At 48.4% G+C, this 24,497-nt stretch carries 23 protein-coding genes and 3 pseudogenes; 13 read left to right on the plus strand and 13 right to left on the minus strand.

Features of this window, described 5'->3' with window-relative positions:
* Positions 1–101: 101 nt before the first annotated feature.
* On the minus strand, positions 102–881 hold the full coding sequence (locus JNUCC32_RS01450) for a nuclear transport factor 2 family protein (protein ID WP_096776301.1): 780 nt from the start codon (positions 879–881) through the stop codon (positions 102–104).
* Between the two features lie 194 nt (positions 882–1,075).
* On the opposite strand from JNUCC32_RS01450, the gene JNUCC32_RS01455 reads away from it, so the two are divergent.
* The 4 genes from JNUCC32_RS01455 to JNUCC32_RS01470 all read left to right on the plus strand — a co-directional run bounded on the left by JNUCC32_RS01455 (position 1,076) and on the right by JNUCC32_RS01470 (position 4,547).
* Entirely contained in the window at positions 1,076–1,687 is a 612-nt protein-coding gene (locus tag JNUCC32_RS01455) for a TetR/AcrR family transcriptional regulator (protein ID WP_192570852.1), read from the plus strand.
* Between the two features lie 111 nt (positions 1,688–1,798).
* Positions 1,799–2,080 (plus strand): ArsR/SmtB family transcription factor, encoded by a 282-nt coding sequence (locus JNUCC32_RS01460; protein WP_192570853.1) that lies wholly within the window; start codon positions 1,799–1,801, stop codon positions 2,078–2,080.
* A gap of 96 nt (positions 2,081–2,176) precedes the next feature.
* Positions 2,177–3,283 carry an LLM class flavin-dependent oxidoreductase gene (locus JNUCC32_RS01465; RefSeq protein WP_192570854.1) on the plus strand — a complete coding sequence of 369 codons (1,107 nt, stop codon included), beginning with the start codon at positions 2,177–2,179 and terminating at the stop codon, positions 3,281–3,283.
* An 88-nt stretch (positions 3,284–3,371) separates the two neighbouring features.
* Positions 3,372–4,547, plus strand: a complete 1,176-nt coding sequence (locus JNUCC32_RS01470) for an MFS transporter (protein WP_192572568.1) — start codon at positions 3,372–3,374, stop codon at positions 4,545–4,547.
* A 330-nt stretch (positions 4,548–4,877) separates the two neighbouring features.
* Here the strand turns inward: JNUCC32_RS01470 and JNUCC32_RS01475 are convergent, their stop codons facing one another.
* From JNUCC32_RS01475 to JNUCC32_RS01490, 4 genes are all read right to left on the minus strand, one after another.
* On the minus strand, positions 4,878–5,789 hold the full coding sequence (locus JNUCC32_RS01475; protein WP_192570855.1) for a DMT family transporter: 912 nt from the start codon (positions 5,787–5,789) through the stop codon (positions 4,878–4,880).
* Between the two features lie 45 nt (positions 5,790–5,834).
* On the minus strand, positions 5,835–6,215 hold the full coding sequence (locus JNUCC32_RS01480; protein ID WP_192570856.1) for a RidA family protein: 381 nt from the start codon (positions 6,213–6,215) through the stop codon (positions 5,835–5,837).
* Between the two features lie 120 nt (positions 6,216–6,335).
* Entirely contained in the window at positions 6,336–7,334 is a 999-nt protein-coding gene (locus JNUCC32_RS01485) for an alpha/beta hydrolase (protein ID WP_192570857.1), read from the minus strand.
* A 42-nt stretch (positions 7,335–7,376) separates the two neighbouring features.
* Positions 7,377–8,273, minus strand: coding sequence for an MBL fold metallo-hydrolase (locus JNUCC32_RS01490; RefSeq protein WP_096776294.1), 897 nt, complete (start codon positions 8,271–8,273; stop codon positions 7,377–7,379).
* Positions 8,274–8,594: 321 nt separating this feature from the next.
* On the opposite strand from JNUCC32_RS01490, the gene JNUCC32_RS01495 reads away from it, so the two are divergent.
* Positions 8,595–9,140 carry a helix-turn-helix domain-containing protein gene (locus JNUCC32_RS01495; RefSeq protein WP_096776293.1) on the plus strand — a complete coding sequence of 182 codons (546 nt, stop codon included), beginning with the start codon at positions 8,595–8,597 and terminating at the stop codon, positions 9,138–9,140.
* A 392-nt stretch (positions 9,141–9,532) separates the two neighbouring features.
* On the opposite strand, the gene JNUCC32_RS01500 is transcribed toward JNUCC32_RS01495, so the two are convergent.
* Positions 9,533–11,029 carry a monooxygenase gene (locus JNUCC32_RS01500; protein WP_192570858.1) on the minus strand — a complete coding sequence of 499 codons (1,497 nt, stop codon included), beginning with the start codon at positions 11,027–11,029 and terminating at the stop codon, positions 9,533–9,535.
* Positions 11,030–11,053: 24 nt separating this feature from the next.
* Positions 11,054–11,608 (minus strand): RidA family protein, encoded by a 555-nt coding sequence (locus tag JNUCC32_RS01505; RefSeq protein WP_228468859.1) that lies wholly within the window; start codon positions 11,606–11,608, stop codon positions 11,054–11,056.
* Between the two features lie 130 nt (positions 11,609–11,738).
* Here JNUCC32_RS01505 and JNUCC32_RS01510 point away from each other — a divergent pair, with 130 nt between their 5' ends.
* A complete protein-coding gene (locus JNUCC32_RS01510) occupies positions 11,739–12,215 on the plus strand; it encodes a MarR family transcriptional regulator (RefSeq protein WP_192570859.1) in 477 nt (158 codons plus the stop codon).
* A 21-nt stretch (positions 12,216–12,236) separates the two neighbouring features.
* Positions 12,237–12,359 (plus strand): annotated as a pseudogene (locus JNUCC32_RS31825) (SDR family NAD(P)-dependent oxidoreductase); the annotation flags it as partial.
* Between the two features lie 85 nt (positions 12,360–12,444).
* Here the strand turns inward: JNUCC32_RS31825 and JNUCC32_RS01515 are convergent.
* Entirely contained in the window at positions 12,445–13,377 is a 933-nt protein-coding gene (locus JNUCC32_RS01515) for an alpha/beta hydrolase family protein (protein ID WP_192570860.1), read from the minus strand.
* A 200-nt stretch (positions 13,378–13,577) separates the two neighbouring features.
* On the opposite strand from JNUCC32_RS01515, the pseudogene JNUCC32_RS01520 reads away from it, so the two are divergent.
* Positions 13,578–13,937: pseudogene (locus JNUCC32_RS01520) on the plus strand (MerR family transcriptional regulator); the annotation flags it as partial.
* A gap of 219 nt (positions 13,938–14,156) precedes the next feature.
* Here the strand turns inward: JNUCC32_RS01520 and JNUCC32_RS01525 are convergent.
* Both JNUCC32_RS01525 and JNUCC32_RS01530 read right to left on the minus strand, forming a co-directional pair.
* Positions 14,157–14,459: a Dabb family protein gene (locus JNUCC32_RS01525; RefSeq protein ID WP_192570862.1), complete on the minus strand. Its 303-nt coding sequence runs from the start codon at positions 14,457–14,459 to the stop codon at positions 14,157–14,159.
* Positions 14,460–14,482: 23 nt separating this feature from the next.
* Positions 14,483–15,052 (minus strand): NADPH-dependent FMN reductase, encoded by a 570-nt coding sequence (locus tag JNUCC32_RS01530; RefSeq protein WP_192572570.1) that lies wholly within the window; start codon positions 15,050–15,052, stop codon positions 14,483–14,485.
* Between the two features lie 192 nt (positions 15,053–15,244).
* Between JNUCC32_RS01530 and JNUCC32_RS01535 the strand changes: the two genes are divergently transcribed.
* A complete protein-coding gene (locus JNUCC32_RS01535; protein WP_192570863.1) occupies positions 15,245–16,123 on the plus strand; it encodes a helix-turn-helix transcriptional regulator in 879 nt (292 codons plus the stop codon).
* A 212-nt stretch (positions 16,124–16,335) separates the two neighbouring features.
* On the opposite strand, the gene JNUCC32_RS01540 is transcribed toward JNUCC32_RS01535, so the two are convergent.
* The gene (locus tag JNUCC32_RS01540; RefSeq protein WP_015736955.1) at positions 16,336–17,208 is read right to left on the minus strand and encodes an SDR family oxidoreductase; all 873 of its coding nucleotides are present in this window, start codon (positions 17,206–17,208) and stop codon (positions 16,336–16,338) included.
* A 96-nt stretch (positions 17,209–17,304) separates the two neighbouring features.
* On the minus strand, positions 17,305–18,153 hold the full coding sequence (locus tag JNUCC32_RS01545; RefSeq protein ID WP_228468968.1) for a helix-turn-helix domain-containing protein: 849 nt from the start codon (positions 18,151–18,153) through the stop codon (positions 17,305–17,307).
* Positions 18,154–19,402: 1,249 nt separating this feature from the next.
* Here JNUCC32_RS01545 and ilvB point away from each other — a divergent pair.
* On the plus strand, positions 19,403–21,115 hold the full coding sequence (ilvB, locus tag JNUCC32_RS01550; protein WP_192572571.1) for a biosynthetic-type acetolactate synthase large subunit: 1,713 nt from the start codon (positions 19,403–19,405) through the stop codon (positions 21,113–21,115).
* Between the two features lie 47 nt (positions 21,116–21,162).
* A pseudogene (locus JNUCC32_RS31500) lies at positions 21,163–21,366 on the plus strand (hypothetical protein).
* Positions 21,367–21,804: 438 nt separating this feature from the next.
* Here JNUCC32_RS31500 and JNUCC32_RS01555 read toward each other — a convergent pair.
* Positions 21,805–22,443, minus strand: coding sequence for a TetR/AcrR family transcriptional regulator (locus tag JNUCC32_RS01555; RefSeq protein ID WP_036659741.1), 639 nt, complete (start codon positions 22,441–22,443; stop codon positions 21,805–21,807).
* A gap of 180 nt (positions 22,444–22,623) precedes the next feature.
* Between JNUCC32_RS01555 and JNUCC32_RS01560 the strand changes: the two genes are divergently transcribed.
* Both JNUCC32_RS01560 and JNUCC32_RS01565 read left to right on the plus strand, forming a co-directional pair.
* Entirely contained in the window at positions 22,624–23,382 is a 759-nt protein-coding gene (locus JNUCC32_RS01560; RefSeq protein WP_015736951.1) for an SDR family oxidoreductase, read from the plus strand.
* A gap of 159 nt (positions 23,383–23,541) precedes the next feature.
* A complete protein-coding gene (locus tag JNUCC32_RS01565; RefSeq protein WP_192570866.1) occupies positions 23,542–24,492 on the plus strand; it encodes an NADP-dependent oxidoreductase in 951 nt (316 codons plus the stop codon).
* The last annotated feature ends 5 nt before the right edge of the window (positions 24,493–24,497 follow it).

Below are 24,497 nucleotides of genomic sequence, written 5' to 3' on the forward strand. Positions count from 1 at the left end.
ATCTTTTTGATTACAAAATTGATTGCTCAAGTACATTCGGAAGCGCAAGACATCACCGCACTTACATTTCGGCGATGCCTTGCGATTTAGCCACACAAATTTCAAAATCTACTGTTCGAATTTTTTCGTTTTTCTGCCGGCAGTATGGCCTCGATTACGTCCCAATGCTCAGCGATCTTTCCATCCTCTACGCGGAACAGATCGTAGAAAGCGGTATGTTGACCATCAAACAGACCTTCACTCATTGTAAGGACAAAATCGCCTTGTCCGATTACTTGGTGGACATGAGTATATTGAAACTCAATATTTCTCTCCTTCAGAGCCTGCAAAGCAGCGTGAAGACCGGAAAGGCCGTCTGCAATATGCGGACTATGCTGAATGTAGTGATCTCCATCAAAGTAAGAGGCCAGCAGGTCAGGGTTCTTCCCGAGCAAGATGTTCTCAACATAGCTTTTGACAAATGCTTTGTTGGCATCCGTCTTGTCGATATCCTTAATCGTAACCGGTCCGTCAATCATCGTATGATTGCTTGGTGTCTTCTCCACCATCTCTTGCAAATTGTCCCAATGCTCGACGATTAGTCCATTCTCAAAACGGAAGAGATCAAATACGATTTTAGGGCCGTGAAAATGATATACAGAATGAAGAGCCACATAATTTCCGTCGACTAAAGTACGCTTAATGCTTACCTTAGTACCCATTTCCTTTAAATGATCAAGTGCGCCAAGCATGGATTCACGACCATCGAGTAAGGCCTGGTTATGCTGAATATATTGATCTGGATGAACGTAAGCCGTAATCGCTTCGGGGTTGCCGCTCTCAAAACTTTCCAGTACGGCGACTGCCTTACGAACAAGCTCATTTTGATGGTTGGATGTCATTGGAATATCCTCCTTGGGAATTTTTTTGGTCATTAGATAAATAATGAACAATGCGTTGTTTATTTATCTGTTGCTCATTATAATAGAGGCTAATATAACGCTCAATATTCAATATTTTTAGTTATGATGGATAACAGACAGCTCATAAAACTTTGTCGCTTAACGACCTAAATAAATTTAGGAGGACGAAAACAATGAACAAGAAAACCGACCTAAGAATACTGCGCACGAAACAATCGATTCGAAAGGCGTTTTATGAGCTTATTCAGGAAAAGGGATATGAATCGATAACGATCCAGGATATTGCCGATCGGGCTATGATCAATCGGAACACATTTTATCTCCACTACCAAAACAAGCCTGATTTATTAGATACATGTATGAATGAATTGTTGAGCGAATTAAAGGATGCGGTTGTTCTTTGTCCCATCAGCATGAATCCTTTCAGTATTTCTCTACTCGAGACAGTCATGCAAACTGTACTGGAGCATATTTCTCTAAATTTGACCTTTTATCATTCCATGTTAATAGATGAGAATAGAATCTATCAGTTTCAAGCGAAAATGGAAAATATCATCAAAGATAAATTAATTGAGGGGTGGAAACCTGCTCAGGGAAACTCCCCATTAGCGATATCCAAGGAATTGCTGATCGAATACCTCGGATCGTCTTTCATGGGGATTGTAATTTGGTGGATTAAAAACGATAAACCCCTTCCTGCAGATGAAGTTTCATCTCAGTTTAGCAGAATCGTTGCCTACGGGCATTTAAGGGCTGCCGGCATCGCCGTCGAGGATTATAATTAGCGAAGTAGAAGGAGCAGGATTCAGATATGCCCTTTACATTTGAATGACATGGTGCTAAACTTGATTTCGATAGTTATAGAACTGCAGAAGATATACGGGGAGGTGGGTACAGTGGGAGAAAATCAAGAAGCTATGGGGCAAGCGGTTAAAGTGTATAAAGCTTTGGGGGAACCAACCCGGCTGAAGATCGCTTTACTGCTCGCGAAAGAGAGCAATTTATGCTTCACCGCGGTCGGTGAAAGGCTTGAATCGGTTGCAGGCTCGACGCTATCGCATCATTTAAAGCAATTGACGGACTCTGGCTTGATTGATTCTCGCAAGAATGGATCGTTTATTCACTATAACGTCAATCGAGAAGTAGCGGGAAAATTTGCGCCCTTTTTGTTGGCGTAATTTTTTTCGAAGTCATTTCTATATATTTAGAACAGTAGAAATGGTGGGACTCTTTGCTAATCATCCCTATTCCATATTAAGAAGGAGAGAATAACTATGAGCGGTCAAACGAATACGATGGAGATTGGAATGAGCACCTTCCTCCATGCTAATCCCGGAAATGGCGGTGTCTCGCATGCCGAGAGGCTGCGCCAAGCGATCGAAGAAATCCAATTGGCAGATCAGGTCGGCCTTGATGTTTATGCCATCGGCGAGCATCATCGCATCGAATACACTAGCTCGTCGCCAGCCGTCATTCTGGCAGCAGCTGCCGCTACAACGAAGCGGATCCGGCTCTCGAGCGCAGTGACGGTGCTATCTTCGGATGATCCGGTGCGGGTGTACCAGGACTTTGCAACGCTGGACGGGCTATCGAACGGGCGAGCAGAAATCATGGCCGGACGGGGTTCGTTCATCGAATCGTTCCCGCTATTCGGCTATGACCTGAAACATTACGAGGAATTGTATGAAGAGAAACTGGAACTGCTGCTGAAGATTCGTGAATCCGAAAAGGTGACCTGGCGCGGCGGTCATCGCCCCGCGATTGACAACATGGGCGTCTACCCGCGTGCACAGCAGGAACCTTTACCTGTCTGGATCGGTACGGGGGGGAGCCCGGAATCGGCTGTTCGCGCTGGTTTGCTGGGACTTCCGGTTGTCTTCTCTATCCTGGGCGGTGCGCCGGAGAGATTCGCACCCTTGGTGGAGCTTTATAAAGAAGCCGCCGTGAAAGCCGGTCACGATCCGAATAAGCTGCAAATTGCTACGCATTCGCATGGCTTTATTTCGGATACGACACAAGAGGCAGCTAAGCGGTATTACCCTGTCATGGCCGCCCAAATGAACCAGCTTGGACGGGAACGAGGCTGGCCTCCTTATACACAAGACTCGTACGATGCAGCCCGCAGCCTTCAAGGCGCTCTTTATGTTGGAGATCCCGAATATGTCGCAGAGAAGATCGTGCTGCTGCATAAGAACCTAGGCTTGACTCGATTCATGATGTATAACGATTTCAGTTCATTGCCGCATCGCGACTTGCTGCGGACGATTGAGCTTCTCGGCACCAAAGTAGCGCCGATTGTCCGTAAGGAGCTGGCACGTCAGACATCCGGCCACAATGCTTTAAGTAGAGGCCGAACACTTGGAACGAGGAGGCTTGATTGAGCCGAGAAATGAAGTCGGCGAATTGAGCATTATTTTTAACTATGACTTCTATAGATTTAGAACTGATGAAATGAAAAGGGGAAAACAGATGAGAAATTCATGGAAAATTTATATTCTGGCTATTGTCAGCTTTTTAGTCGGAACTTCGGAGTTTGTGATTACTGGCATTTTGGATATGCTTGCAAGCGATATTGGAGTGTCGGTAGTAGCGGCCGGGCAGTTGATTACGGTCTACTCGCTTGCTTATGCCATTGGTACCCCGATTCTTATTGCACTCACGGCAAAAATGGATCGGAGAAAGCTTATGCTGTCGGCTTTGGGATTGTTTTTCGTAGGGAACTTGATCACTGTCACAACTACAGGCTACGGCATGCTGCTTGGAGCAAGAATTATTTTGGCGATCAGCACGGGGGTATTTATGGTCGTCGCCCTGACGGTTGCCGCCAAAATATCTCGTCCTGGAAAACAGGGCAGCGCGATCGCCACGGTTCTAGTGGGCTTTAACCTCGCACTTATTCTAGGGGTCCCGCTTGGGAGGATCATTGCGGGCTCACATGACTGGAAAATCATCTTTACGGGAGTCGGGGCCCTAAGCTTGGTCGCGATGGTGGTCCTTTTGCTGACGATTCCGAAATCGGAAGGAGAGGCTCCCGTTCCTATTCGGGAACAGCTCGCCTTATTAAAAAACCCCCGAATCGCTGTCTCGCTTTCCATCAGTTTTTTCTGGATATTGGGCTATACGATGCTGTACACCTATATAACGCCGTTTCTTCTGGACATTACGGGGATGAGCGAAGGGATGATAAACGTCGGGTTGTTTGCGTTTGGGCTGGCCAGTCTCATAGGCTCCCAAGTTGGCGGCTACGGTGCAGATAAATGGGGTATCCCCCGTACGATGATTGGGGGCCTGCTCTTTCACTCCGGAATATTATTGTTACTGACTGCGTTCTCCCACTCGTCCATGTTCGTGTTGCCTTTGCTTATGTTATGGTCCTTTTTTGCTTGGTCGATGGGGCCGGTTCAACAGGTTTATTTAATCGGCATGGCTCCTCAGGCTTCGGGGATCGTCCTAAGTTTGAACAATTCTATCGTGCAGTTGGGAATGGCCGTAGGGGCTGTAATTGGGGGTATCGTTGTAGAAAGCATCTCTCTTGCAGCAGTTGGTTGGTTTGGCGGCGTTGGCGTCGCAATGGCACTCATCCCGGCTATTATTTCTTTATCCATGCGTCGCCGATCTGCAATAGCGGAACGAAACGAAGCGTAACCGGCAATGCGGAAGTTTGAAAACAAGGCTTCTATTTAAGTTGAACAAATGATATCAGAGAAGGAGGGAGCTTCGCGATGCGCTCAATCTCGACGATTCAAGCTGGTTGGCAGCCCGGAAAGATCTGGAGGAGGGTGCCAATCCATTAGGTCGCATCGAATCTAAGTAAGAACCTAAAAGGCGTGATCAAGCGAATCAAAGAAAGGGCCATCCCGCAAAAGGATGGCCCTAAATCTAAAGCCAAAGGGAGCCGTGATATAAAGCGCTCCCTTTGGCTAATCGTAAGTCCTCCATCTTTTTCTTGTGGGCCTCGATTACAGCGCAGGCTTTTTACCTCTTGGCAGAGGATATTTTCAGTGTATCGCCTTCTGTTTTCCTTGTTCTCTGTCCCTGCATAGTGGCTAGAACTACGCCGGAAATAATGAGAACAGATCCTGCCACTTGCGTTAAGGAAATCGGGGTGCCGAGCGTGATATAACCTAAAATCATGGCGACAAACGGTTGTAAATTCAGAAACAGGGAGGCTTTAGCCGCCCCTACCTTGCGAATCTGCGCATTCCAGATTACGGCGCATAAGCCCTGAATAAGCAGCGCCGAACCGACCAAGAGAACCCACCACCAAAAGTGAGGCTGTAATTGTACGTTAGGGTCGCTCCAGACCGCCACCGGGTATACCGAGATGCAGCCGAGTACGGTGGTATACACCGTTGCGACAAACGCATCCATACGTTCCGTCAGCTTTTTCATGAGGATCATAGATCCCGACAATGCCAACATACAGATAAACATGATCCAGACGCCTTCGGTAATGGCTGTGCTCATCCTTCCGCCAGTTCCAACCACGAAGAAGACACCGGTGAGGGCGACAATCGAGCCTGCAACCATGCGTTTCGTTAACGGCTCTTTCAAAAATAAGCGGGCAAATAGCGCCGTAAAAATTGGAGCTAACGATAAGATGAGCGAAGCTGTGGTTGCGTCCGTTGTCCGGAGACCTGTAAAGAAAGAAACTTGGTGAAGCAGCATCCCGATTAGAACGAAGGGGACCAAATAAACGAAGTCGCGGAACGTAATCTTCGCCAAGCCACGAGTTGCAATCAAATAAATAAGCAGGAACGCCGATGAAACCAGAAGCCGGTATGCCGACAGATGCAAGGCGGGGAATGCTTCCAGCAGCAGCGAGCCTAAGACGAAGTTGCTCCCGTAAAGGGCTGCGCAAAACAAGAGAAGCAAATAAGTTCGCAAGCAGATGCGCCTTCTTTCACAGAAATAAAGGATAATGGAGCGGATTTAATTGCGTTTGACTGCGATAAGCTCTATTTCAATCTTGGCGCCTTTTGGAAGTTTAGACACTTCTACGGTTGTTCTGGCAGGGTGATGATCGCTGAAATATTGGCTGTACACTTCATTCATCTGCTGAAAATGCTCTGAATCCGTCATGAAAACGGATGTTTTTACAACGTCTGCTAAAGATAATCCAGCTTCAGCTAAGACGGCTTGCAGGTTCTTTACTATTTGATGGGTTTGGTCAACGATGCCTTCTTTCAGATTTCCTTCGGCATCAATCGGAAGCATGCCCGACGTATAGACGGCATTTCCTAAAGCGATGGCCTGCGAATATGGGCCGATAGCTGCGGGTGCTTGTGTTGTTGTAATAGCGATATGGCTCATCGTATTTAATTCCTCTCCGTCTCTTGGATAAATGGGTGAAGAAAAAGGCCCGAGGCGACAGCCCGGGCCTCTCATTAGGCAAGCAATATAATCTTAGAGTCCGACTGTGCAGCGGCAGCTTTACTTCGCCGGCGCGTATGCTTCATCCAAGAAACCGCGAATGGCTTGAAAAGCCTGAAGTCTGTTTTTCTCCAGCAATACCATGTGCGTCCCTTCACCGATTTCCACCCAGCGGCGGTAGGCGGCTCCTGTCAGGGAAGTGAAGAAATTCTGCGCCAATTCAAGAGGGACATCGATATCCCACTCGGCATGGACAAGAAGGACGGGAACCGTGACATCCTTAGGATCATAGAAAGCTTTGCCAGCCGTCCAGTATTCGCGGATATCCAGGATAGGGCCGTTGGTCGCCCGGATATGCTCGGGATGATCGGTTAAGCTCCCCGGATCCGAAGCAAGAGTGGCTTCGACCCATTGTTCAAACCAGCCGTCCGGAATCAGATCACCGCGTTTATGCTCTGGCGCCGCGCTAAGCCAGCGTTCCTTCGTGTTGCCGGCAGCAACAAGGCGATACGAACCGAGCGGGCCTCCGGTATCGATCGGAACCGGTTTGGAGCTTAGCCATTGCGGTGCAACAAGCGTAAGCTTGTTTACTTTCTCGTTGTTTTGGCTGGTATAAGCTCCCGCAACGGTTCCCCCCCAAGACATTCCCAGTATGTTGACCTTCGTCAAATTCCGGCGTTTCAGAACGTAGTCCACGGCTGTACCAAAATCCCGGACCCCTGTCTCCGTGCGGACAAGCGGCGGATTAAGGTCGGCAGGCTGCTCCATCTCGGGCGGTCTTGTCGAGCCGCCGTAGCCGCGAACGTCCACGGCGTAAACGTCATAGCCATGGCTGGCAAGGTAGTCCAGAAAAGTGAAGCCGTCCAGCTCCACATCGTACAGACTGCCAATTGAATAGGTAGCGCCATGAACCATTACGATTGTTTTTTCGTTAGAGAAGGTAGTCATGGAAGCGGGACGTTTATTTCGTACATAAAGCTCGATTCCCGGCGTATCGCTCGGGATATGCAGGTCTTCGGTCACGATAGGGTTATTTTCAAGAAAATCATGGGTTGTCATAAGCTCAGCGCCTTCCGTATTGGATTTTGTTATCAGGCTGTATTAAATAAAGTTCCACTTATACTTGCCCCCGCTGCGAGTAACGTACCCCGCCGCACTTCCGGGGAAATGCGTACTGAAATAAATGACCGGGCGATCCGTGATGAGCTCCAGCACCCGGAGCCGTGAAACACGCGCTTGATCGGAAAATTCGCAGTACATGGAATTCCATTCCGGATTATAGACCTGAAACGGATGATGCATCACATCGGCGCCGAATAAAGCTTCTTCTTCGCCGGATTTAAGACGGATAGACATTTGGCCGATGCTGTGGCCGGGTGTCGGAATGAATGTGAATAGATCAAGGAATTCCCCGCCCTCAGGGCCAATGGTCTGCGTTAAGCCGGCTTCAACAACAGGCAATACGCTTTCTTCGTAAACGTTAAAGTTTGCTTCGTTTGCCTCATTGTGGCTGGCCTCGCTGGAGTAATATTGCTGCTCTGCGAGGGGAAATACGTATTTGGCATTGGGGAAGGTCGGTACCCATTTTCCATCCACAAGCTTTGTATTCCAGCCGACGTGGTCCACATGCAGATGCGTCAGCAGAACGTAGTCCACTTCCTCCGGTGTAACCCCAGCCTCTTTTAGCCGCTCGAGATAGGGGAGCTGGAGATTGGCGAGATCGGGATTTAAAGGCAAGTTTTTATCGTTTCCTGTAGCCGTATCGATAAGGATCGTATGCTTCGGGGTTTTCACCACCCACGTTCCAATGCTGACGATAAGCTGAGAATTGCCATCGATCAGGCCAGCCGGAAGAGAGTTCCGATTCTCCTCCAGGAACAGCGGGTTCCACGATCCCGGAAAATATACTTCCGGCGGAATACCGTCAAGCATCATCTCCGTGACACGCGTCACGGTAACATCACCGACTCGATAGACCTTGGGAATATTAGCGGTCATTCTATTAACTCCTTTCGTCCTTCTGCATATCTCTTTAATCCGGATAACAAGGTGCATCAATGTGTTTCGTTTCTTATTATCCATGAGAATTTCGCTGTAAATGAAAATGATTCTGTTGAAATGAACGATGCTCAGATACCCGGGTAAGATTCGTTCGCCAACCTTGATTAAATGTTAGTCCAATAATGGCGCCAAATCAACGTTTTTACACCGTAATTTCGCACTAGTGAAAGGGCTTGATATTGCTCATGTTTACGCCTATTATAAAGTTATAAATTTCGCCGACAGCGAAATCGCATCGAAACTTTAGGAGGCTTGCATATGAATTCGATCGGCGAAGCCATTCGAAGCACTCGAAAAAAACAGAAATTAACGCTCAAGAAGGTAGCTCAAGCGGCCTCTGTATCCTTATCTTTTCTCAGTGAAATTGAACGCGATAAGGCGAATCCGTCCATCAGTGTTCTGAAGCGCATAGCGAATGCATTAAACGTGAATTTTACCGATTTGTTCGGCGAGGAGAAACGAAGCATTGTCGTTAGGAAAAACGAGCGCAAACCTTTGGTGCATTCCGAAGGTTCCCGTATTACCTGGTACGCGCTCAGTCAAGGAAGCAGCAACCGAATGGGACCGATATGGGGAGTGTTGGAAGAAGGAGCGGCTTACGGCGACATTGGCGTCGGCCATAGCGATGGCGAGGAATTTCTATTTGTCCACTCCGGGCGTTTGGAGTTTATGCTGGGCAATGAACGTTACACGCTCGAAGAAGGGGACAGCATCTATTATGATGCCAGAATCCCCCATAGTTATAAGAATATTTGGGAAGGCGAAACGCTGCTAATAGCGGTTGCTACTCCGCCTACTTTTTGACGGAACGGAATTGGAGGTACATCTGTACGAACCGCAGAGGATCATTTATAGAACAGCGGAAGGGACCCCCTTTAGTATTTTTCGCCGATGGCCACGTTAAGCTGAGCCGTATCATGCGCTGGCCTTGAAGATTCGAATATCCAGCCGACTGAACCGTCATCTTTCTTTATACTGACATTCCTGCAATGGGATACGGCATCGAAAATGAACTGGCGGTGCCTTTCCACTAGAGCTGTCCTCAAAACCAAGATAGCCATAACGTAGAGGAATTATGGAATCAAGTTTTATCTCAGCCTGAGAATAAGAACTTGATTCCATTGATATAATGGACGGTACTTGTTTTCAATCATAAACAGACCTTGCCGTAGCCATTACACACCTCAAACGAATTACTAATCCGTAATGTTTCCGCACCAGCGAGTGATTCCTTCATTTATGGTTTGCATTGGATTCGGATCGGATAGAGGAATCGCCCAGGCAATATGTCCATCCGGTCGAATCAGCGCCGTGTGGACGTCGTTCCAATCCGCGTCAGCCTCAGCCAAAGAGGCATGTACAACTTGAAGGTTGCTATACGTTTCCCATTGACCGCTATGCTGCTCATTAGAATGGAAATGCAACAGAAGAAAAGTACCTTTGTGCAGGAACGGATAGGCGTTCATCAATCGTCCATCTTTCAGCTTTAAGCTGAGATCCTTGAACCGTTTCCCGTTTAAAGGATGGGAAGGCGCTTCGGCGTCGGGTGCATAATGTACATCCATGGCGGAAATCTGTGCAGCGATTTGATAATTAGCCTCCGGTATTTGAATCAGATCAGACAGCATGCTTCGCAGTTCCGTGATGGGAGGAGTCACGTCCAGAAGCAGGGTTTGGACCTCGGTATTCCGGAGCAAGGCCGTATTCCATGGGAAACGTTCGGCATGATAACTGTCCAATAGCCAGTCCGGAGCCCAGCCTTTGATTGCTCCTGCAAGCTTCCAACCTAAGTTCATCGCTTCTTGTAAGCCGACGTTCATTCCCTGTCCACCAGCGGGAAAATGAATGTGCGCCGAATCTCCGGCCAAGAACAATCGACCATTCCGATAGCGTCCCGCTTGCCGCGTAGCATTTCCGAAACGGGACATCCATTTCACATCGTTCAATCCCAAGTCGCTTCCGGTCGTACGGATGAGCGATGAACGAAACTCTTCCAATGTAACGGTCTCATCCTTAGAGATGTTACGTCTCTCCATATCGATCATCAAGACTCGATAGATATGATCATTGATTGGCATGATGCTGACCAATCCTTTTTCTGTAATCCGGGATATGACACTCATAGGAGCCAAATCAGACAGAACGGCATCCCCCAGAATAGCCGTGAAGGTCGCGTCTGTACCTTCAAATGATATATTTGCATGTCTGCGAACCAAACTTCTGGCTCCATCCGTGCCTACCACATAAGCTGATCTTAACGTTGTTTCGCCACGAGGTCCCGCGATCTTAACGTCGACCCCATCCTCATCCTGGTGCACAGATAGAGCCTCAACCTCTCTCCAGACCTCTGCGCCAAGGCTAAGCGCCCATTCCTCCAGCACCTTCTCCGTCTCACTCTGCGGTAAAAAGAGGGTGTGATTGGAAGAGGAATCCAACACCGAGAAATCCAAAGGGGTATCTAATCCGGCAAAATGTCCTCTCGAAAGTAAACGGCCTAGACTGATTAATTGTGATTTCAATCCACGCATATCTAATATTTCAAGGGTTCGCGGATGTACGGTAAGCGCACGTGAATATGGAGTTGTCTCTTTTAATCGCTCAATGACGCAGACCTTTACGCCGGCTAATGCCAATTCCCCAGCCAACATCATGCCGACAGGACCGCCACCGATCAGGATGACTTCATATTTCATATCAATAACCTCTTTTCTTAAACATTATGGGAAGATCACGATAGCGTCTATTTCGATAAGCCATTCAGGATCGGCTAGTGCTTGAACGCTTATATAGGTACTTGCTGTCTTCGGCCAGTTAGGGCCAAACACATAGAATCCTGCGTCAAAAATAATCGAAATCAATTCCGGGTTGTGGTTTACCACAAAAATATTCATTTTTACAATGTACAATGGATCCGCTCGCACGGCTTCCAATGCATACTTAAGATTGGTGAACACTTGAATCGCTTGCGCGTAATAGTCCCCTGAACCGACCAATGCTCCTGTTTCATCTACAAAAACCTGACCTGAGATGAAGGCCAGTTTGGAGGCAGTAGTTACCACGACATGAGAAATGACAGATGTAACCTTATCCGTCAATGTCTTCGGATTCACGATTTCCATAGGCAGGTATGCTCCATTTCCATATTTATACATCTTCTCTTGAAAAGTGGAGTGTTTCCAGCAACCTCCTTCATCCATTATTGTTTCGTTAGAACCTTTTTTATTGCTTGTTAAAACAAGTGTGATAAAAATTATATATAATTTTTGTTTCATATGAAACAATCTTATTGTAATTGTTTGCTCATTATACTGTCAACTCATATCAATATAAGTATGCCCGTTTGTTTCCCAGAGAACAATCTATGATATAATAAAACAAATAAGTCGAGGAGCCAGCATAATCATGGATACTGCCAGTAAGAACAAAACCGCCATTCATGAATTTTTCGTTCAGTTTCTTGAGCAAAAAGAGCAATATGAAACCCGAATAACTGCCACATACCTGGAGGATATCCGGAAGCACATTGAATCGGAATTCAGCTTGAATATGACGGAACTGCACACCATTGCGTGCATCGGAGAGCAGGAGCCGATCAATCTCACTTCCATCGCGGAGAGAATAAATTTAAGTAAAGGAAATACCTCCAAGATCGCAAATAAACTACTAAAGGCAGGTTGGGTGCGAAAAGCCCAGTTCAACGACAACAAAAAGGAAGTGTATTTTCGGCTAACGCCTGTCGGCAAAAAGCTGTTTGCCGCTCATGATGAGCTTCATGCGAAGGAAAAGCAAAGAATGTACGAATTTTTGGAAAGATATAACGAAAGCGAGATCGAATTTATTAAACGGCTGTTTGGAGATATGGTTGACTTCTATCGCTAAACGTACCTCAACAAACCGTACATGAATACGCCGCCTTTTAGAAGGCAAGAAGCGATCCGGCCAAACGAGGCGGGAGATGGGGCCTCCGCCTTCAAAGGATCTCCGATCCGAATAGATGGGGGTATGGTACCGACAATCTTTTGATTTTTTGCTGCTGATCAGAAAAAGAGAGTGAGCTCCCTCACAGGCATTGGGCCGGCGGGGGAGCTCGCTGTCTTTCTCTAGAGCTTTATTTGGATTCAATTCGACCCATTGAATGGATCGTCTCGGACAAAGTCTGTTTCACTGCCGACCAGTTGGTCTGCTCAATATCGAGTACATGTCGAAGGTAAGCCCATGTAACCTTCTGGATCAGGGCAACTCGTTCTGGGTTTTCGTCTGTTGTTTCTTTAACCTCGTAACCAGCGATCCCTCCAAGTGAGTGTTCTGCACCAAAAAGGGTGAGCAGGCTCTCGGCTCCCGGGCTGAGGAAGTAAGGGTCGGTCATCCAATCCGGCCCGCGAACGGTCAGCTGATATTTGTTAGGAGTGTCGTCCTGATCCCCGACGACCACCAGGGTGGGCTTGGTCATGTGCTCGAAGCTCACGTTCAGATGCGGCATCTTCTCGGCCGCGAACGGTGTCAGGCTGTCCCCGCCTTGTCCAGCGGTGGCGAATAGCACGCCTGCTTTGATGCGCGAGTCGGACAGGTCCTCTTCCTTCTTAGTCTCGGGGTTGAGGACTCGCAATCCTAACAGGTTGCCCGCCGTTTGGCCGCCGAAGGAGTGTCCGGCTGTGGCGATGCGGCTTCGGTCAAGGCGCCCGCTGAGGCCGGGAACGGCAGATTCCAGGAAATCAAGCTGATCAAGGATGCGCTTCATGTCTTCCACTCGGAAACGCCATATCCGTGGTGTGCGGGGATCGGCCTGAGGGAGACCCAATGTCCTTGAGTCTAGATGGGTAGGTTGAATGACTACGAAGCCGTGTGCAGCCCAGAAGTCAACCAAGGGTCCGTAACCCTCCAACGATGAGCCAGAACCGTGTGAGAAAACAATGATAGGTAAGTTACGACCGGTCGTCGGCGCGGAGACTCTCACTTGCAGATTCTCGCCACGGCCCGGGGCTGAAAGCACTATCGGCTTTACCGAGACGACTGGAGAGGGTGCGGTAATCTTTAGTTCCATAATTAATGTTCCTGCCCTTCTTAAGATAGATTTTTGCCGGGAGTTTTCTCCCTGTCAGATCCCATAATAAAAGTTGGAGTCGAATCCAAGTCAAGGCGCGAAAACAAGAAAGTTGATTAAGGATAAATGATGGAAATAAGTTTGACTTGGAGTATGCACCAAGATGTATAATGCTCAAAACGGCAATTTAGGGAGGAGACATAATGGAAGAACAAACTTTTACGATCAAGCAAGCCGCCGAGCAAACCGGTATTTCCGAGGATACAATCCGCTATTACGAAAAGATCATGCTGCTGCCTCAGGCAGAACGGAAGGAAAACAGGCATCGCTTTTATCGAAGAGAGGACATTTATAGGATCAAGCAAATAACCTGCCTCAAAAAAACGGGAATGTCGCTCGAGGCTATGCGGCCATTTTTGGCTGCCTCAGTCGACTCCGATTCCGTTAATTATCCTGAACTGGTGGATCAATTAAGAAGTCAACGTGAACATATTATGATTCAAATTTCCTCGCTTCAGCAGATCGTTGATTTTATTGACATAAAGCTGAAAGAAGGTAGGCCCCAATAATTAAAGCTCGATGCGGGCTTTTTTATACACGAGTTGTAATCAGCGAAGTTACAACTGTGGCGGTTACAACAAATCAAATATTGGAGGTAAATCGGAAGAGCGTTCCCGACATTCGAGCGGTATGCGACTTTTCGAGGTGGCGGATGATGTCCTGGATACCTGTGGTGCTCCCGGAGATGCCATGCTTCAGCATGACAAGTATCGGGAACATTAAGCAAACGGGTAATCCATAACGACGATTCCTTCAACAAACGGGCCAATGGATTGCAATAATCCTTGATGCAGGGGGTGCCGAATATACTCCCGGCAAGCCTGTTGATTCTCGAAAGTGACTCTGATTCCCAGCGTAAACCCCTGCATATGCTCTATTTCCTCCGTAACGTTAATCCCTGCGCTAAGTTCCACGATCCCCGGAATGTTCCCTTTAAAGTCATGTGCGCGCTTTATTGCACTTTCTTTTACTTCTATAGAAACATCGGGCTTGAATTTCAATAGCACGATATGCTCAAACATCTTACTCCCTCCAAGGTTTCCGTTTATTTTTGACTTTGGAGCTGCTTCAATTGGGAGAGCTCCTTCATCCATTTCACGAAATTGTCGGTTACAAGATCAAGGTACTGAATGGTAGGTTCATCAGTCAGCTCACCCTTCTCGTTAAACTTCTCATGAACAAGACCAATGTACACTTCATTTCCAGGCAACAGCGGCGAGGAAATACCGGATGCGAACAGAATGTCACGCAGATGGCCCTGCGCTTTGACCGATCCCAACAATCCCATGGAAGATCCGGCGATCCATGAGGGCTTCCCGATCATGACTCGATCCACGCGGGATAACCAGTCGATCGCGTTCACCATGACGCCGGGAATGGTCGAATTATATTCCGGAGTGATCCACAACACCGCGTCGGCAGCAGCGACTTGCGCCTTAAAATCGATAACCGGCAGCGGCGGAATAGACTCGATATCCTGATCGTAAAAGGGGAGACCCCGAATGCTCAGCACATCCAATTGAAAAAGATGCTGATAACGGTTTTGAATATAACGGGCTAACTTCTGGTTGTATGAATCTTTGCGAATGCTTCCGACTATGGCGGCTATTTTCATTTTCATCACCTCAATGATAGGGTCTGAATGGAGTTGAGCAGGTGGGGCCGATCATCACTGTCTATCCATTCTTGCTATTCCTCCTAAGGAGGACATAAACTAGTCTAAATGGACTCGAAGAGCCCAGGAAGAGATCTAGTTATCGTAGGATTAGGAATCCTACGTTCATAATAGGTAGGAGGTATGGAGAACATGGCCAACAGATTGGACCGTTATGAGGAATTGTCCCGTTTTTTGCGTTCACGCCGTGAACGAATAACCCCAGAGCAAGCAGGGGTGCCGGATTCCGGACGCAGACGAACACCCGGACTTCGCCGCAGCGAGGTAGCTCTGCTGGCAGACGTGGGATTGGATTGGTACACCTATTTGGAACAAGGGCGTCATATCAATGTATCCGCTGAGGTCCTTGATCGAATAGCGAAGGTGCTTCGGTTAGATGAGTCGGAACGCAGGCATCTGTACCATCTTGCCCGTAAACAATTTCCCTTGACCGGTACGAAGCAACCCTCTAAGGTAACGCCGGAGCTTCAACGTTTTTTGGATAGCCAGAACCTTTCCCCTGCGAATGTCATGGATGCGCGCATGAACATCATTGCCTGGAATGATGCCTACTGCGCAATAAATGGGAATCTCGCGGTTATGTCGGAAAGGGAGCGGAATTTGGTATGGATGACCTTTACTTCTCCCCGTTTCCGCTATCTAAAGGGAGACCAATGGGAACTGCATGCCAGGCGAATCGTTGCTAATTTTCATGCCGGGTATGCTCGTCACGTCGACGATCCTTGGTGGTCCGAGCAGTTCGAGGCGCTTTCACAGGCTAGCAGGGAGTTTCGAGCATTTTGGGATTCCCACGAGGTTCTCGATGCTATGGATGCTCCTAAGACGCTGCATTGTCCGAATCTCGGGATCTTGAATTTTGATCTGGTTTCATTTCATTACTTGAACGATTCTAATTTGACCGTTTCCATTCATGTTCCTCATCCAGATGGCACGGTGGATAAGATGCAGCGACTGCTAATCGATTATCAGAGCCAGCATTCAGATCAGCTCGAATCTTCTTCAAGAGTTTAGTATAGGAAGGCAATCAGAAGTCTTATTCGGCATGAATCAAGACATCCGAGCGGATGTCTAATCATTTCGCTCTATGGTGAAACGGAGAACTGTATCGCAAATAACGGCAAGTAATAAATATGCTCCCCTTTAAGTAAGCCGGTTTAATAAATAAACCGGCTACTTCAGAGGAGCATATCAGTTGCCGTGGATGTCGAATTCTTTGGTATCCTTTAAAATGGTTTTACCACATCATCTGAATCAGTGGAGTAAGCCAGCTCTTTCTGTGCTTCCAGAGCGGCGAGTCTGTCCAGCAGGGCTGCCCGGATTTGCTCATAGGCGTCACTGCCCAACGCCATACGTATCGGACCCTCTCCCTGGTCGACTCGGCGGATAATCTGCTGCGCCATTTTATCCGGATCGCCGACAACCATTTGATTGAACATGCTCATATCTATACCAGGCAGTTCTCCCTTCATCAGGCTAACGAATTGGCCCGCCTCCGTATCCCGGTATTCGTCCATCCGCTCGCCGAATACGGCGTTGCTTGTAATGAAATTCGTTCGGATTCCGCCGGGCTCCACCATAGTGGTCTTAATATTGAACGGAGCCACTTCCTTAGCTAGCGCTTCAAAGGCGCCTTCGACCGCCCATTTCGAAGAGCAATACAGTCCCATACCCGGAATAGAATAATGACCCGCCATACTCGAAATCTGTACCATGTGACCGCCGCCCTGCTTACGGAAAAAGGGCAGGACTGCACGCGCTGCACGCAGGGAGCCAAGCACATTGGTCATAAACTGATGCTCAATTTGCCTGTCGCTTGCTTCTTCCACTGCGCCATACAAGCCATAGGCTGCATTATTGACAAACACATCGATCGTGCCCAGTTCTAAAAATGCACGTTCCACCACTTCAGCAATTTGCTGAGAGTTAGTCAGATCTAAATTAGCCTGCCAAAGCCCAGAGCCATACTGTGCCTGCAGATCATCCAGCACCCCCGGCTTGCGTACCGTTGCAGCTACACGGTCCCCCCTATCAAGCAACCGGCGAGTTATACGTGAAGCCAAGCCTCCTGACGCTCCTGTAATGAACCATGTTTGCATACTAAATACCCTCCAGTCGTTGTCTTCCACTGAATCATACAAGCAACTGGAGGGTGCTAGCCACAGCACGTCTATTCTATTAACGGGAGTAACAGTCTACGGTAGCTGCCTGTCCTGCTCAAGTAAACGCAATAATCTCTCCTCCGTGCCTGAACCGGGCACCGGAACAAAGAAACACCAGTGCAGTCCCGGGTCATTATCGATTACAGCCGCGGAATGGAGCTCGAACTCCATCTCCTGTGCGTCAGGAACACGGAATAAAGCGGTGGCTACGCGTTTTTGTTTGATTTCATATAGTTCCCAGAAATGTACGAACTCCACGCTTTCCCGCATCAAGCGTTCAAACCGTTCCATATATAACGGGTTGTTCTTGTAAAGATCGAAGCCTGCCCGCAGAACGGCTACAGAGTAACGGGCAGCGCCTTCCCAATTCACCAGTCTGTTGCGGTAATCCGGCTTTAAAAACATAATGTCCATCATATTCCGTTCGTTGTCCGGCAGACTGCCGAAATCGGCTACGATGAGTTCAGCCGCCCGATTCCAGGCGATAACATCCGTACCTTCGTCTGTGATAAAAGAAGGATAATGCAGTTGATTTACGATTTTCTGCAGAACTCCCGTGTCCGGCCCACCGTTATTTGGCACTGTGACGACGCTCGCCACATCTACATTGGCCAGATCGAATAGATGCTTCTGCTCGTCTTCGTCAAGCTGAAGCGCTTTGCTGATACTTAGCAGCACTTCCGGCGAGGGATTAACCTCCTTGCCTTGCTCCAGCCAGGCATAGTAAGTCACGCTTATATTGGCAAGATAAGAGACTTCTTCTCTTCGAAGTCCCGGAGTGCGTCTTCGTCCGGGCAGCGGCTGAATCCCGGCCTTTGAAGGCTGCAACCGTTCTCTGCGCGATTTAAGGAAGTCACCCAATGCGGATGAGGAACGATTCATTTTCAAGTGGGTCACCTCTATTTACTCATATGGAAGATACATATCGCTATTAACCAAATAGACCAAAAGCACTCTATACATGATTATTATAGTCTCTGTTGAATGCCGTTTCTACAAAAGAGAACCAACGAGATGCAATTGTCTCGTGAGATTCAGGGCTTTTCCTTAGATAGGAAAAGCCCTTTCTACATCCTCGTGAATGCGAAATGAAAGTCTGTTACATTAATTCTCTTGTAGTAATGCTATTAATCCTGCCGTATTTATTACATTCCATGGTGTATTTACCTATAATCTCTAAAGTTGTTGGATCGTAAACCAACTTGAACATAACGGTCGTCTCCGGAGAAAACAGGGGCGTCTCTTGGTCCAAGTAAACGGATTTTATTTCAATGCCTAACGATTGTTGATCATGTGGTGTTGCCGGCATTTTTATATTTTTCGAAACCGTGAATTCTCATCTGGAGCATGAATGGGTTAAACTTAACGGGTACAAGAGCTCAATAATTATAAAGCAGCATAGTATTCATTCGGTTTGAAAAAAAGTCGAGTCTGTGCTATTATCAGAAAAATCCAAACATAGCGAAGAAGAGAAGGCTATGCAATAGCGTTTATGTCCAGAGAGCGGAGGGTTTGCTGAAACCTCCGTCGTAACGCATGTATAGTGTCGTCTCGGAGCTGTTGACCGAACGCGGAAGGCGTGATAACACGCCCGCAAGTAGGATCAACCGGCCTGGCATCCGTTAACATGCTGCAGGTAAAGCATCGGCTTTACCTCATGAGACTGCAATTGCGAGGTTGCAGTAAACCTGGGTGGTACCGCGATTCCCCTTTCGTCCCAAGGCTTCTAGCATTTCTATGAGCCTTGGGAAGGAAGGGGTTATTTGTTTAATACCAACAGGCGATGAAGAGAAAGCCGGCAAGGGCGGTTATGCCCAGAGAGCAGAGGAAACGCTGAAACCTTTGCCTTAACCCTTTGTATGGTGTCGTCTCGGAGCTGTTAACCGAAAGCGCGGCTGGTCTTTTTCTGTCCCGCAAGTAGGCTTAACCGAAATGGTGCTCGTTAACGCGCCGCAGGTAAGGCATCGGCCTTACCTCATGAGGCTGCATTCGCGAGGGTGCAGCGAACTTGGGTGGTACCGCGAAAAAATCCCCTTTCGTCCCTGTATGAGCTGACCGCTGTCAGTTTGCTCAGGAGGAGAGGGGGTTTTATTTTGCAAAGGAGGCTGCCCAAGTGGAACAGCAATTAGGAATGACGAATGAAACAACGACGCCATCAGAGGAATATATCACCGGTTCGGAGGTGCTTTTGCGCGGCTTGCTGCAGGAAGGCGTAGAGTGCGTATTCGGTTATCCTGGGGGAAATGTGCTCTATATCTATGACGCGATGGTACATCAGCCAGATTTCAAGCATATCTTGACCCGACACGAACAAGGCGCGATCCACGCGGCGGACGGCTACGCCAGGTCAACGGGGAAGGTTGGGGTATGCATCGCGACATCCGGTCCAGGCGCAACAAATCTGGTGACCGGGATTGCAACCGCCTATATGGATTCGGTACCGCTGGTGATCATAACGGGGAACGTATCTACGAATGTCATGGGCACGGATGCTTTTCAGGAAGCGGACATCATTAGCATCACGATGCCGATTACGAAGCACAGCTACATGGTTCGCGATGTACACGACCTTCCTCGCATCATTCATGAATCGTTCTACATCGCGAACACGGGCCGCAAAGGTCCTGTCTTGATCGATATTCCAAAAGACGTGACCAACCAGCGGATGGGATATCGTCCAGCGGACACGGTTCGGTTGCGCGGATACCATGGAGCCCCGGAACCGAATCCGGCGGAAATGGATGCGCTGCTTCAGGCGATTGCGGAAGCGCGCAAGCCGGTTATTATCGCAGGCGGCGGCGTTGTCTATGCGAACTCCTCCCAGGAGCTGATCAAATTCGTCCACACTACGCGGATTCCGGTCGCGACCACTCTGCTCGGCCTCGGCGGGTTTCCAAGCGATGACGAGATGTGGCTGGGCATGCTCGGACATCATGGCGTATATGCGGCGAACATGGCGGTGCAGAATGCGGATCTCATTATTTCGATCGGCTCGCGTTTCGATGACCGGGTCACGATGAGGCTGGACGGGTTTGCGCCTCTGGCCAAACGTATCGCCCATATCGATATCGATCCTGCGGAAATCGGCAAGAACGTCAAGACAGATCTCGCATGCATCGGCGATATTAAAAACGTGCTGGCTTATGCGAACACGAAAGCGCAAGCAGCCCAGACGGGCACCTGGCTTGAGCAGCTTCAAGAGTATAAGGTGCAGCATCCGCTTCGGTATACCGATTCGGATACAGTCATTAAGCCGCAATATGTGCTCGAGATGATTAGCGAGACGACGCAAGGAGAGGCAATCATCACCACCGATGTAGGCCAGCACCAAATGTGGACCGCGCAGTTTTACCGCTTCAAGCATCCTCGCTCGCTCATCACGTCGGGCGGTCTTGGCACGATGGGCTTTGGCTTCCCGGCCGCGATCGGCGCTAAAGTCGGAAATCCAGATCGTCTCGTGGTCTCGATCAACGGCGACGGGGGCATGCAGATGTGCGCGCAGGAGATGGCGATCTGCGCGATTCATCAGATTCCGGTCAAGATCGTGGTCTTGAACAACCAGGTGCTCGGCATGGTTAAGCAGCAGCAGGAATTGATGTACGAACGACGCTACAGCCAGATTGATCTGTCCGGCAGTCCGGACTTCGTCAAGCTAGCGGAAGCATACGGGATCAAGGGATTAAGGGCAACGAACAAGGACGAAGCCTCCAAGGTCTGGTTAGAAGCGCTGCAGACGACAGGACCTGTGCTCGTCGAGTTCGTCATCCCGACCAACGAGAATGTGTACCCAATGGTGCTTGCCGGCACGCCGCTGGACCAAATGATTCTAGGGTACGACGAATAATTGCGCTGAAGAGATAAAAAATCGTTTAAAAGGAGCAAAGCATACTCATGGCAACACCCGATGATTTTTTATAAATTAGATATCCGTATCGGTACTGTGCTTAAAGCGGATCCTTTTCCATAAATTTTCAAATCCTGCAATGAAGTTGGAGATAGGTTTTGGTGAAATGGGTCTTAAGCGTTGATGGCTTTGAATCTGAAGTGCTGGTAATTGGAGGCATTCCAGAGGAGGGTGATGTTGTTCTTTTGTAGCCAGACGAACCAGTAAGAAATGGTACACCGATTGCTTAATACTTTTGTGGGATTAATTTAATGGTTAGCGTTCAATGAAAAAGCGAAAGTCTAGGACATTATTTTCTCGTCCAGGGCTGTCGCTTTTTCGATTTCAAGGGTCAACTAATGCTTTATTTACGAAGGTTACGATATGGAAATTTACAGCCATTTTAATACTATCGCTGGGTATAAGGTCAAGGTGCCGCGGAGCGGCGTGATTGTCTGTAGGCAATACTGATTATGAACTGAAACTTTTATTCGTTGTTTAGTTTTAGCATCCGCCCCACATCTATCATGGAAGTTTACATTCGTTAAGGTGCTTATACTTCGTCTGTTCACGTTCAGCGTAACACTCAACTCTTATGGGAAGACGTCTAGCAATGTAGTCCACAACGGAATCGGATATGGATGCTTCACTTACGAAATGGCTTGCAAAATATGAACGATCTTCCTTTCCATATCGGAGTCGTCAATCATCTTCAGATATTCAGGTTTGAGCAATTGATACTGCTTCATGTAATAGAAATCCATAATCGCTTGTTTCACAGTGATATCATACTGAATCGAAAATGACGGCTCGATAAAGCGTCGCAGAACAGCGTCATCTTGAACCATAAACAACACGGCATTCAATCTGTTGAAAACCTGTTGCTCCATACCGGATTCAAAAAAAGTTTGTAAGCTTTTATTCCGATTTTGCAGGGCAACGGACAGATTCTCAAAATGGTGTGGATAAAATTCCTTCAGATCTTGCAAGAACAAATCAGAGATATACGCGGCACACATCAAAGATTGTAAAAATGTTAATTGAAAACGATCCAAAAAAGAGACGGAATCGTCTTTCACAACGGTGTCAGCCTTCTTCGAATAATCAATGTAATAATCCACGACTTGTTCGATGATGTCGTCTTTGGAGGAAAAATGCTTATAGAGCGTCACTTTGCTGATATCCATATATTTTGCGAGATCGTCGACTTTCAGTTGGCTGAATTTTGTTTTTCTTATAATGGGTTTTATTTTTTCCACATATGTATCTACACTCACAGCTTTTCTCACGGATAAGTACCTCCCTTTGATGCCTATAAACATATTATAACAAATTTGCTGCCCTTTATGTATGAAATTAATTAAATGAACTAATTTAATTAATTTTGTTTACTTATTAAATTTACTGATGTATAATCGCTCCTGTACCTAATCATCCGATTACGGATTATCAAAGGGAGGACGATTTAAATGGAATCATTCAGTAAGGGCAAATTTTCTGGAAAAAAGGTCGTGATCACGGGAGGCAGCAGCGGAATCGGCCTTGCGACGGCGAAATTGCTAGTGGATGAAGGCGCACACGTTCTGATTACCGGACGTACTCAGGCGACGCTGGATGCGGCTCGTGAACAACTCGGAAGCCACGCGATCGCGGTCTTAAGCGATGCCGCCTCATTGAAGGATATCGCCGCATTAGCCGATCGAGTGGAGGCTGAATTTGGAACCGTAGATGCCCTGTTCGTTAACGCCGGTGTCACGGGGTTTGTCCCTTTCGAAGCAATGACAGAAGAAAAGTACGACGAGATACTTACAATCAATGCCAAAGGACCGTACTTTACCGTGCAGAAACTCGCTCCGCTGTTAGGCTCAGGTAGCGGGGTAGTCCTTACCACCTCAATCGTGAACGTAGTGGGTCTCCCAATGCTCAGTGCTTACGCAGCTAGTAAGGCAGCGCTGCGCTCCATGACTCGAGGTCTGGCGCGCGAGTTATTACCACGAAATATTCGCGTCAACGCAGTCAGTCCCGGCGTTATTGACACAGGCATCATGGAAAAGTCAATGCCTGAAGAAGCTGCCGAACAGACAAAGGCACAGATGAGACAGCAGATTCCAATGCTGCGTTTAGGCGATCCAGTCGAGGTAGCCAAGGCTGTTGCATTTCTAGCATTTGAGGCCACCTATACCACCGGGGCTGAGTTCCCTGTCGATGGAGGCGGCTCCCAGATTTAAGCTCCTCTGTTCGCACACCTGACTATGGGGCATAGGTTCTCCTCATGCCCCCCTGGCTTCTAGTGAATTTTATAGTTTAGGAGTTCGTTGTTTTCCTTGGAAGACCGTTCGAAATCACAGAACGCGAATTTATCAGAGCAAAATGGAGGGGAGATCACAATGGAGAATACCATTCGGACAATCCGGTTCCACGAATACGGAGAACCAACTGATGTCTTATGCTTGGATGAGGTGGCGATCCCAGAGCCAGGGCCGGGACGCATTCGCGTGAGAGTACGCGCTTGCGGCTTAAATCCGGTTGACTGGGTGACGTGCCAAGGCCATTTTGCCGCTCAATTGCCCTTGCCTCGCGGAATCGGGCTGGACGTGGCCGGTATTGTAGACGCAATCGGAGAGGGCGTAACCGATGTTGCCATCGGCGATTCCGTTCTGGGTGGGGCAGATTTCATGAATGGATCGAGCGCCGGTGCGTCGGATCAAGCGATTATGTACTACTGGTTCCGAATGCCGGCCGGACTCGACTTTGTTCAAGCAGCAGCGTTGCCAATGGCAGTCGAAACCGCTTACCGTGGCATTGATACTCTTGGGGTGAAATCGGGTCAGACCGTACTCGTGCACGGAGCCGGCACCACGGTAGGGTTCGCCGCCGTTCAAATTGCCCTCATGCGCGGTGCCCGTGTGATCGCAACCGCTGGGCCCACCTACGCCCACAAGCTCCGCTCAATGGGGGCGTTGGTGACCTCGTACGGTGATGGAATGGTCGAACGAGTGACCGAACGGGCGAAACAGCCGGTTGACCTCGCCCTGGATACCGCGCCAATCAGCGGTTCATTGAAAGATCTGGTCCAAATCGTCAATGGGCATCCCCAGCATGTCCTAACCGTCAGCGATTTCGCCGCAGCCGCTGAACTTGGCGTTCGCACCAGCTATGGAGAACTACATACCGCACGTTATGACGTTGTCGGCGACTTTGCCGGGTACGCAGCGGACGGCAAGTTCACGATTCCGGTCGCGAAGACTTTCGAACTCGATGAATGGCGTTCAGCTGTTCAAATCAGCCAGAGCGGGAGTGCCCACGGCAAACTGATCCTCCTGCCCGACTCCGACTGATGAGC

Origin of the sequence: Paenibacillus sp. JNUCC32 (genome assembly GCF_014863545.1) — a bacterium.
Classification (GTDB): domain Bacteria; phylum Bacillota; class Bacilli; order Paenibacillales; family Paenibacillaceae; genus Paenibacillus_AQ; species Paenibacillus_AQ lautus_A.